The sequence below is a fragment of the Streptomyces sodiiphilus genome, assembly GCF_039529215.1.
In the GTDB taxonomy this organism is placed as follows: Bacteria; Actinomycetota; Actinomycetes; order Streptomycetales; family Streptomycetaceae; genus Streptomyces; species Streptomyces sodiiphilus.
Genome location: NZ_BAAAMJ010000044.1, coordinates 24,577 through 34,460, shown reverse-complemented (window position 1 = coordinate 34,460; position 9,884 = coordinate 24,577). Strand labels below are relative to the sequence as shown.

Here is a 9,884-nt window from a genome sequence, read left to right as displayed (position 1 = left end):
GCCCCCGGCCGGAAACGGCCGGAGGCCCGGGGCCCGCAATCGGCGTGCCCGGCGCCGGGAGCGGCGCGGAGCGTCACGCCTCGGGGACGGACAGCAGTACCTCCTCGCCGGGCGCCACCGCATAGGACTGCCCTGCCAGCACGACATCCACCGGCGGCTCGTCGGAGGGCGGCACCGCGACCAGCAGCTGGCCCGGCTTCATCCGCACCTGCACGTTCCAGTGGCCTCGGTAGCGCACCGAGAAGCTGAACTCGGACAGCTCCGGCAGCGGCGCCGGGTCCAGCCACAGCGCCCCGCCGCGCGTCTCCAGCCCGGTCAGGCCGCGCTGCATCAGATCCAGCGTGCCGGCCATCGCGCCCAGGTGGATGCCCTCGGCGGTGGTGCCGCCCTGGACGTCGGCGACGTCGCTGGCCAGCGCCTCCTGGCAGTACCGCCAGGCGTCGGCGTGCCGGGTGCGGGCCAGGACCCAGCCGTGCACCAGCTCGCTCAGGGTCGAGCCGTGGCTGGTGCGGGCCAGGTAGTAGTGCACCGTGCGGCGCCAGGTCTCGTCGTCCAGCCGGTGCCCGAGGCGCTCGAAGAGCGCGGACAGCTCCGCGGGGGAGAACAGATAGCCGAGCATCAGCGCGTCGGCCTGCTTGGAGGCCTGGTAGCGGTTGACGGTGTCGCCCTCCGCCTCCATGATGCGGTCCAGCCGCCGGATGTCGCCGTACCGCTCCCGGTACCCCTCCCAGTCCAGCTCCTGGAGCTTTCCGTAACCCTCGAACTGGCTGATCACACCCTCGTGGAAGGGCACCCGCATACGCCGGGACATCTCGTCCCAGCGGTCCAGCTCGGCCGGGTCCAGCCCGGTCCGCTCGAAGAGCTCGGCGCGGCGCGGCGCCGGCAGCACGCGCAGCACGTCCAGGGCCCGGGCGAGTACCCAGGCCGCGGTGACGTTGGTGTAGGCGTTGTCGTCGAGACCCGGGCGGTCCGCGTCCGGGTACGCCTCGTGGTACTCGTCGGGGCCGACCACGCCCAGGATGCGGTAGCGCTCACAACCGGGGTCCCAGACCGCGGTGTCCGCCCAGAACCGGGCGATCTGCAGCAGCATCTCGGCGCCCCTGGTGTGCAGGAACTCGGTGTCCCCGGTGGCCTGGCCGTACCGCCACACGTTGTACGCCACCGCCGAGCCGACATGGTGCTGGAGCCGGGAGTGGTCGGGCAGCCAGCGGCCCGAGCGCGGGTTGAGGTGCAGTTCCTGGGTCTCCTCCCGGCCGTCGCTGCCGCTCTGCCACGGGTACATGGCGCCGGCCCGGCCGGCGGCGCGGGCGTTGCGGCAGGCCTGGCCCAGCCGCCGGTAACGGTAGCCGAGCAGCGCGCGGGAGACCTCGGGGAAGTGCAGGTTCAGGTAGGGCAGCACGAACAGTTCGTCCCAGAAGACGTGCCCGCGGTAGGCCTCGCCGTGCAGGCCGCGCGCCGGGACGCCGGCGTCCAGCCCGGCGGTGTGCGGGGAGAGCGTCTGCAGGACGTGGAACAGGTGCAGCCGCAGGATGCGGCCGGACTCCCCCGGCACCTCCAGTTCCGCCTGGCGCCACAGGCGATCCCAGGCGGCGGCCTGCGAGGCACGCAGGGCGGCGAAGCCGGGGGCGCGGCGCACCCGGTCCCGCGCGGCGTCCAGCGGGCTGCTGATCGCCGGGTCCCGGGAGGTGTGCAGCGCCACCGTCTTCTCCACGGCGGCCGGGCTGCCCGGCCGCACGGGCAGGGACAGCAGCACGGCCGCCTCCCGGCCGGCGAGCCGGTGCCGGCGGGGCTCCCCGGACGGCTCCGGCTCCCCTGCCCCCTCCGCCGCGCCGTCGGTGACCTCGGTGCGCGCGGCCATGGCGATCAGCAGGCCGGAGGCGCTGGTGCGGCAGCGCAGCCACACGGTGCCGGGGCCGTCCTCGCCGGTCTCGACGCCGGTGAGGTGGTCACCGGCGAGGTCGCGGTAGCGGTCCACGCCCTCGTTGCGCACCGAGCCGTCCAGGACGGACTCGATCTCCACGGTGCCCGACCAGTCCTCGGCGGTGAGGACGGTCCGCATGGCGGCCAGGTGGGGGTCCCCCATGTGGACCAGGCGGCTCTGTTCCACCCCCAGGTGCCGGCCCTGCCGGTCGCGCACCCGCAGCCGCCGGGTGAGCACGCCGCGGCGCAGGTCGAGGGTCTGACGGTAGAGCACCAGGGCCTCGGGGTCGTCGTCCGGGCAGAACCAGGGCGGGTCGGCCTCCTGGGTCCCCTGCTCGTCGTCCGGCCGGATGCGGAACCGCAGCGGCAGCCAGTTCGGCAGGTTGACCATGTCCTCGTTCTCGACCTGCCGCCCGGAGACGGTGGACACCAGCCGGTTGTAGCCGCCGGCCACATAGGTGCCCGGGTAGTGGGCCGGGCCCGCGGCGGCCTCGGGCGCGGCTCCCCGGGTGGCGAAGTAGCCGTTGCCCAGCGTGCACAGAGCCTCTCTGAGGCGCTCCTCGCGCGGATCGTACCCCTCGTACTCCCACGTCCACTCGGGCATGGCCTCTACTCCCACAGCAGTTCGGCAAGGTCCTCGACCACCAGATCGGCGCCGTGGTCCAGCAGGTCCGCGGCGCTGTCCGGTCCTCCGGTGCGGTCTACCCCGACCACCGGTGAGAAACCTCCGCGCCGGCCGGCCTCCACCCCGGCGAGCGCGTCCTCCACGACGGCGGCGTCCGCAGGCGGGACGCCCAGGCGCTCGGCCGCCTCCAGGAACAGCGCCGGGTCCGGCTTGCCCCGCAGCCCCAGAGCCGCCGAGTCGTTGCCGTCCACGATGGTCACCAGCAGTTCGCGCAGTCCGGCTCTGTCCAGCAGCTCGCGGGCGTGCCGGGAGGCGGAGACGGCGGCGCAGGCAATACCGGCGGCGCGCAGGGCGTGCAGCAGCCGGACGGTGCCCGGCCAGCTGCCGACGCCGTGGTCGTGCAGTCGCGCGGTGAAGGACCGTTCCTTCGCGGCGGCCACCGCGGCCACGGTGCCGGTGCCGGGCGGGTCGTCCGGGCTCCCGGGCGGCAGGTCCAGGCCGCGGGCGGCCAGGAAGGACGCGGCGCCGTCCAGCCGGGACTTGCCGTCCACGAAGCGCCGGTAGTCCTCCCGGGCGTCGAAGGGGTGGTCCCGGCCGGCCGGCGCCCGCTCCCGCAGGCAGGCGTCGAACGCCTCCTTCCAGGCGAGGGCGTGCACCCTGGCCGAGTCGATCAGGACCCCGTCGGTGTCCAGGACGACGGCCCGGCAGCCGCGCAGCGCCGGGCGCAGTTGCAGTGCGCTCATGTCCCTCCCCTGCGGATCCGGCGGCCGGTGATCCGGTCCGGGTCGATGCTCAGCCACCGCCCAGGGCCTGCCGGACGGCCGGAGCCCTCCTCGCCACCGGGTGCGGGCACCGGCCGGGCCCGTCCCACCAGCAGCACGCTCCAGCCCTCGTCGGTCGCCTCGTCCACCGCGTCCGCCTCGAAGACCACGTCCGTCTCCGGGGCCCGTCCGGCCAGCGCGGCGGGCGGGTCGGGCAGCAGGACCGCCCGGCCGGCGAGCCGGTAGTGGACGGGGATGAAGGCGGGGCCCGACTCGGTGGCCACCGAGATCCGGCCCAGCTCCTGCGTGGTGAGCTTCTCCCGGCACTCGTCGGGATCCAGCTCCTCCAGCTCGGGGGAGGCGGCCAGGCGCGGCAGCGGGCCGTCGGGCAGGTCGGCGCCGCACAGCTCCGCCACGCTCGTCCGCAGGGCGGCGGCCACCCGCAGCAGCGAGCCGGTACTCGGGGAGGAGGCGTGCTCCTCCAGGTAGGTCAGGTACTCGGCCGCCATGCCGGCCCGGGAGGCGACCTCCGTGCGGGTGAGTCCGAGCTGCTCGCGCCGCAGCGCCACCCGGCGCGCGAAGTCGCCCGGGTGCTCGGGGTGCTCCCGGCCCGCCGGACCGTCGTTCCCGGCGCCGGCGGGGGGTCCTTCCTGGGGCACTGCCGACCACGTCCTTCCGCAGGGGTTGTGACTCCTTCCCCAGCATCGCCGCCGTACGCCCGCGCCGCCCGTCGAACACGCCGCGACGCCCGGGGCCCCCGCTCCGGGCACCGGTCCGGAACGGGGGCCATGTGGCGCGGTGGGGTCAGGCGCCGCAGGCGGTGCCGTTCAGCGAGACCCTCGGGGCGGCGTACGTGTCGCCGTTGTCGGTCTGGAAGCCGAAGGAGAGCGTGCCCCCGGCACCGACGTTCCCGTTGTAGGCGGCGTTGGACGCCGTCACGGTGGTGCCGGACTGGCTGACCTGCGCGTTCCAGGAGCTGGTCACCCGGTGGCCGGCGGGCAGGTCGAAGGTGACCGTCCAGCCGCTGAGGGCCTGCTGGGTGGTGACCCGCAGCTCGACCACGGACCCGGCGTTCCAGCGGTTCATGACCAGGTAGTCCGCGGTGCAGCCCTCCGGGCCCGGACCCGGGCCGTCGCCGCCGTCGTCACCTCCGTCGTCGCCGTCGCCGCCGAAGGCCTCACGCAGCGCGTAGTAGGCCGGCTTGGGCTGGTAGTTCTCGTCGTAGATGTTGGCCGCGCCCTCGCCCTCGAACCAGTCGGGGATCCAGGAGTCCCGGTCGCTGAAGCCCCACACCGTGATGCCGGTGCAGCGGCTCACCGCGAGGCATGCCTCGGTCACGGAACGGTACTGCTGGGCCTGGCGCTGCAGCCGGGTGCTGTCGGCCGGGGTGTTCATCCGGATGTCCAGCTCGGTGACGACGACCTCCAGGCCGAGGTCCGCGAAGCGCTGCAGGTTCTGCTGGTAGGTGCCCGGGATCTGGTCGAGGATCATGTGCGACTGGAACCCGACGCCGTCGATCGGCACGCCCTGCTGGAGCAGCCGCTGGACCAGCTGGTACATCCCGTCGCTCTTGGCGTTGACGCCGTCGGTGTTGTAGTCGTTGATGAACAGCTTGGCGTTCGGGTCGGCCTGCCGGGCGGCCCGGAAGGCGTCGGCGATGTAGCTCTCGCCGAGCACCTGGAGCCACTTGGAGTTGCGCAGCGAGCCGTCCTCGTTGAGCACCTCGTTGACCACGTCCCACCGGTCCATCTGCCCGCGGTAGCGGCCCATGACGGTGTCGATGTGGTTGTTCATGATCTGGCGGAACTCCGCCGCGCCGAAGTTGCCGTTCTCCAGCCAGCCGGGCATCTGGCTGTGCCAGACCAGGGTGTGACCCCAGGTCTGCTGGTTGTTCTGTGCGGCGAACTCCATCAGGCGGTCCGCCCCCGACCAGTCGTACTGGCCGCGGTTGGGCTCGATGGACTCCCACTTCATCGCGTTCTCGGCGGTGACGCTGCTGAACTCGGTGGCCGCGATGTTGCGGTAGGTGGAGTCGTTGAGCCGGTGGTCGGCCACCGCGGTGCCGATGAAGCGGCCGCTGGAGGCGGCGGCCTCCCGCAGCGTCTGGGCCTGGGCGGACGGCTCCCCGGCGGGTGCCGCCGGCCCGGTGGTGCTGCCGTGGGCGGTGTGGACCGCGGTGCCCGCGATCATCGCTCCGGCCGCTGTGGCGATCACTGCTCTGCGCATCAGGCGACGCATGCATCGTCCCTTCTTGTCATGCCCCCGCAGGCTGACAGGGTCCGTTCTATGGGTGGTCCTGACACACGTCAACCCTTCCGGAATAATTCTGGAAGAATTTCAGCGGCTTCCCGGCGCGGTTCCGGCCCGGAGAGAATCGACCCAGGAGGGTTCATGACACTGGAAAGAAAAGTGACCATCACGGCGATCGCCCGGGAGGCGGGGGTCTCCGTGCCGACCGTCTCGCGGGTGGTCAACGGCCGGTCGGACGTCGCACCGCAGACCCGCGCCAAGGTCGAGGAACTGCTGCGGCAGTACGGCTACCGGCGCCGGGCCAGCGCCCCCGGGGACCGGGCGGCCCTGCTCGACCTGGTCTTCAACGACCTGGACAGCCCATGGGCGGTGGAGATCATCCGCGGCGTGGAGGAGGTCGCGCACGCGGCCGGCATGGGCACGGTGGTGTCCGCGATCCACGACCGCGCGGGGCCCGCCCGGCAGTGGATGAAGAATCTGCGTGCCCGCGCCTCGGACGGGGTGATCCTGGTGACCTCGGCCCTGGAGCCGCTGCTCCACAAGGAGCTGCACCGGCTCGGGGTGCCGATCGTGGTGGTCGATCCGGCCGGCTCGCTGGCCCTGGACGCCCCGACCATCGGTGCCACCAACTGGGCGGGCGGCATGGCGGCCACCGAGCACCTGCTGGAACTGGGGCACCGGCGGATCGGCTTCATCGCGGGGCCGCCGCGGCTCCTGTGCAGCAGGGCCCGCCTGGACGGCTACCGCGCCGCGCTGGAGTCGGCCGGGCTCCCGATGGACGAGCGGCTGACGGTGCAGGGCGACTTCTACCACGAGTCGGGGTTCAACGCCTGCAACGCGCTGCTGGAGCTGCCCGAGCCGCCCACCGGCATCTTCGCCGCCAGCGACCAGATGGCCCTGGGGGCCATCGAGGCGCTTCGCCGGCGGGGGCTCCGGGTGCCGCAGGAGGTGAGCATCGTCGGTTTCGACGACCTTCCGGAAATGCGCTGGTCGGCACCGCCGCTCACCACGGTACGCCAGCCACTCGCGGAGATGGGGAAGGTCGCGGCGCGCACCGTGCTGCGCCAGGCGCGCGGCGAGGAACTCGACTCGCCACGGGTGGAACTGGCCACGGAGCTGGTCGTCCGTGCCAGCACGGGGCCCCCGGCGGGCGGGGCGGCACAACAGTAACCGTCTTGAGATACGCAACCCGTTGACGTGGTGGCCGCATCGTCGTAACTTCCCTGGCACGTACCGATAATTTTCGGTGAGTTTCCGGAAGGTGACGAAGATGCCCACCACCTCAAGAACCCGACGGCTGCGGCTCCTGGCGGCATCCTCGGCAGCCGTCGTCGCCGCGTCCGCTCTGGCGGGCTGCGGCAACGACGGCTCCGGCGGAGCCGGCGGCGGGAACGCGCTCGAAGTCTGGGTCTACCAGGACGCCTCCACGGCCGTGCAGGAACGGGCGGTCGAGCGCTTCAACGAGACCTCCGACATCAAGATCAACCTCACCCAGGTCCCGGGCGACAACTACCAGGACAAGACCCGGACCTCGATGGGCACCCCCAACGCCCCGGACATCTTCTTCAACTGGGGCGGCGGCAGCATCAGCGACTTCGTCGAGAAGGACATGCTGCTGGACCTCACCGACACCCTCAACCAGGACCTGGAGTTCCGGCAGTCCTTCCTCCCCGCGATCCTGGACGCGGGTGCGGTCGAGGGACGGTACTACGGCATCCCTATGCGCGGCATGCAGCCCGTGATGATGTTCTACAACCTGGAGGTCTTCGAGGCCGCCGGCGTCGAGCCGCCGGAGACCTTCGACGACGTCCGGGAGCTCATCGAGGTCTTCAAGGCCGAAGGCGTGGTCCCCTTCTCGCTGGGCGGCGCGGACGTCTGGCCCTCCCAGATGTGGCTGCAGTACCTGCTGGACCGCCACGGCAGCTCCGAGGTCTGGCAGCGGATCCAGGACGGCGACTCCGAGGCCTGGGGCGACCCGGCGATGCTGCAGACCGCCGAGACCGTCCGCGAACTGGTGGACGCCGGGGCGTTCGGCAACAACTTCCGCTCCATGGACTATGTCGCCGACGGCGCCTCCACCTTCTTCGCTCAGGGCGGCGCGGCCATGCACCTCATGGGGAGCTGGGAGTACTCCAACCAGAAGGCCAACCAGCCGGAGTTCGCCGAGAGCCACCTGGGCTGGGGCCCCTTCCCGGTGATCGAGGACGGCAAGGGCGACCCGAGCGCGGTCGCCGGCAACCCGACGAACTACTGGTCCGTCAACTCCAGCGTGGAGGGCGACCGGCTGGACGCGGCCATCGAGTTCCTGAAGATGTCCGCCGAGGAGGAGTACGTCCAGGACCTCATCGACAACGGTGACGTCCCGACCACCTCCAACGCCGGTGAGCTGCTGGACAGCCACGAGAACGCCGAGTACGCGCAGTTCCAGTACAGCCTGGTCCGCGAGGCGTCCAACTTCACCCTCTCCTGGGACCAGGCCCTCCCGGCCCGGCCCGCCACCGCGATGAAGAACAACATCGAGCAGCTGTTCAACGGCCAGCTCAGCCCCCAGGAGTTCGTCGACGCGATGCAGGACGTCTGAGAGTGAAGGGAAAGCCCACCAACGCGCTACCGCGCGCCGGTCGCCCAGGCCTCGCCTGGGCGATCCCGGGCGTGCTGTTCTTCCTCTTCTTCGCCATCATTCCGATGGCCCTGGTCGGCTACCTGTCCTTCACCGAGTGGGACGGGCTGGGCGCACCCACCTGGAACGGCGGCGCCAACTGGTCCCAGCTGTGGAACGACTCCACGATGCGCCAGGCCATCGGGCTCAGCGTCCTGCTGACCGCGCTGACCTGGCTGCTGCAGACCCCGATCGCACTGCTCCTGGGCGTGTGGGCGGCGGGCAAGCAGCGCAACCGCGCGATCCTGTCGGCCATCTTCTTCCTGCCGCTGCTGGCCTCCTCGGTCGCACTGGCGCTGATCTGGCGGACGCTCCTCAACCCCAACCTGGGGCTGGCCGCGGATGTCGCCCGCTGGTTCAACCTGGAGAGCGCCGACGTGCTCGGCAATCCCCGGGGCGCCTTCCTCGCCATCGTGTTCGTGGCGGCTTGGCAGTTCGTGCCGTTCCACACGCTGCTCTACCAGGGCGGCGCGCGGCAGATCCCGCGCTCGCTCTACGACGCGGCGTCCATCGACGGCGCCGGCACGGTACGGCAGTTCTTCGCCATCACGCTGCCGCAGCTGCGCAACACCATCATCACGTCCTCCATCCTGATGGTGGTCGGCGCGCTGACGTTCTTCGACACCGTCCTCGTCCTGACCGGTGGCGGGCCCGGCCACGCCACCGCGATCGTGCCCTACTACATGTACGAAACCGGCTTCCAGGCCTTCAACCTCGGCTACGCCAGCGCCATCGCCGCCACCCTGGTCGTCGTGGCCACCGCCGTGTCGCTGCTGCTGGTACGCCTGACCGGATTCACCAAGATGCGCAGCACCCGGGAGGGCATGTGAAACGGCCTCTGCGGCTCCCGAGGGCCAACTACCCGGCCGGCGTGGCCACCGCGATCTGGCTGGTCATCGTCGCGCTGCCGCTGTACATCATGGTCTCCGCGACGCTCCAGACGCGGGAGAACTATCTCAACGAGGGCCCGCTGTCGCTGCCCACCGAGCCCACCTTCGACAGCTACCGGCGGGTCCTGGAGAGCGACTTCCCGACCTATCTGCTCAACACCACGATCGTCACCGCCTCCTGCGCGCTGATCGTGATGGTGCTGGGCGTGATGATCAGCTACACCATCGTCCGCAACCGCGGGCGGGTCTCCCAGAGGTTCTTCCAGGTCTTCCTGCTCGGACTCGCCATCCCGGCCCAGGCGGTGATCGTCCCGATCTACCTGATCATCACCGAGCTGAACCTCTACGACTCGCTGCTGGCCGTCATCCTGCCGACAGCGGCGTTCTCGCTGCCGGTCAGCGTGCTCATCCTGGTCGGCACCATGCGCGACATCGACGAGGAGATGTACGAGTCGATGGCGCTGGACGGCGCCGGCCAGGCCCGGATGCTGCTCCAGATGGTGGTGCCGATCTCCCGTGCGGGCATCTCCACCGTGGGGGTCTTCACCGCGCTCAACGCCTGGAACAACTTCCTCTTCCCGCTGATCCTCACCCAGTCCCGGGAGAACCGGGTGCTGACTCTCGGCCTGTACGACTACGTCGGCGAGTTCCGGGTGGACATCCCGGCCCTGCTGGCCGCCGTCGTGCTGTCGATCGTGCCGATCTTCGTCGCCTATCTCCTCGCCCGCCGTCAGCTGATCAGCGGCCTGATGGGCGTCGGCGGCAAGTGAGCACCGGGC

General features: G+C 71.5%; 8 protein-coding genes. 4 read left to right on the top strand and 4 right to left on the bottom strand.

Features of this window, described 5'->3' with window-relative positions:
• Window positions 1–73: 73 nt before the first annotated feature.
• The 4 genes from ABD299_RS18985 to ABD299_RS18970 all read right to left on the bottom strand — a co-directional run bounded on the left by ABD299_RS18985 (window position 74) and on the right by ABD299_RS18970 (window position 5,544).
• Complete coding sequence (locus ABD299_RS18985; protein ID WP_344263976.1) at window positions 74–2,524, bottom strand: glycoside hydrolase family 65 protein; 2,451 nt, start codon at window positions 2,522–2,524, stop codon at window positions 74–76.
• 5 nt (window positions 2,525–2,529) lie between these two features.
• Window positions 2,530–3,288, bottom strand: coding sequence for an HAD family hydrolase (locus ABD299_RS18980; RefSeq protein WP_344263974.1), 759 nt, complete (start codon window positions 3,286–3,288; stop codon window positions 2,530–2,532).
• The gene (locus tag ABD299_RS18975) at window positions 3,285–3,965 is read right to left on the bottom strand and encodes a pyridoxamine 5'-phosphate oxidase family protein (protein ID WP_344263972.1); all 681 of its coding nucleotides are present in this window, start codon (window positions 3,963–3,965) and stop codon (window positions 3,285–3,287) included. The genes ABD299_RS18980 and ABD299_RS18975 overlap by 4 nt, the downstream gene beginning before the upstream one ends.
• Window positions 3,966–4,110: 145 nt before the next feature.
• Window positions 4,111–5,544 carry an endo-1,4-beta-xylanase gene (locus ABD299_RS18970; RefSeq protein ID WP_344263970.1) on the bottom strand — a complete coding sequence of 478 codons (1,434 nt, stop codon included), beginning with the start codon at window positions 5,542–5,544 and terminating at the stop codon, window positions 4,111–4,113.
• A 153-nt stretch (window positions 5,545–5,697) separates the two neighbouring features.
• Here ABD299_RS18970 and ABD299_RS18965 point away from each other — a divergent pair, with 153 nt between their 5' ends.
• From ABD299_RS18965 to ABD299_RS18950, 4 genes are all read left to right on the top strand, one after another.
• Entirely contained in the window at window positions 5,698–6,726 is a 1,029-nt protein-coding gene (locus ABD299_RS18965; RefSeq protein ID WP_344263968.1) for a LacI family DNA-binding transcriptional regulator, read from the top strand.
• A 100-nt stretch (window positions 6,727–6,826) separates the two neighbouring features.
• Window positions 6,827–8,137 carry an extracellular solute-binding protein gene (locus ABD299_RS18960; RefSeq protein WP_344263966.1) on the top strand — a complete coding sequence of 437 codons (1,311 nt, stop codon included), beginning with the start codon at window positions 6,827–6,829 and terminating at the stop codon, window positions 8,135–8,137.
• Window positions 8,134–9,045 (top strand): carbohydrate ABC transporter permease, encoded by a 912-nt coding sequence (locus ABD299_RS18955; RefSeq protein ID WP_425581372.1) that lies wholly within the window; start codon window positions 8,134–8,136, stop codon window positions 9,043–9,045. Before ABD299_RS18960 ends, ABD299_RS18955 begins: the two co-directional genes overlap by 4 nt.
• A complete protein-coding gene (locus ABD299_RS18950; RefSeq protein ID WP_344263962.1) occupies window positions 9,042–9,875 on the top strand; it encodes a carbohydrate ABC transporter permease in 834 nt (277 codons plus the stop codon). Before ABD299_RS18955 ends, ABD299_RS18950 begins: the two co-directional genes overlap by 4 nt.
• Window positions 9,876–9,884 lie beyond the last annotated feature (9 nt).

Bases quoted from the DNA above. Each gene is read 5' to 3' on its own strand.
- ABD299_RS18970 (WP_344263970.1), bottom strand. From the start codon at position 5,544: ATGCGTCGCCTGATGCGCAGAGCAGTGATCGCCACAGCGGCCGGAGCG.
- ABD299_RS18960 (WP_344263966.1), top strand. From the start codon at position 6,827: ATGCCCACCACCTCAAGAACCCGACGGCTGCGGCTCCTGGCGGCATCC.
- ABD299_RS18980 (WP_344263974.1), bottom strand. From the start codon at position 3,288: ATGAGCGCACTGCAACTGCGCCCGGCGCTGCGCGGCTGCCGGGCCGTC.
- ABD299_RS18985 (WP_344263976.1), bottom strand. From the start codon at position 2,524: ATGCCCGAGTGGACGTGGGAGTACGAGGGGTACGATCCGCGCGAGGAG.
- ABD299_RS18965 (WP_344263968.1), top strand. From the start codon at position 5,698: ATGACACTGGAAAGAAAAGTGACCATCACGGCGATCGCCCGGGAGGCG.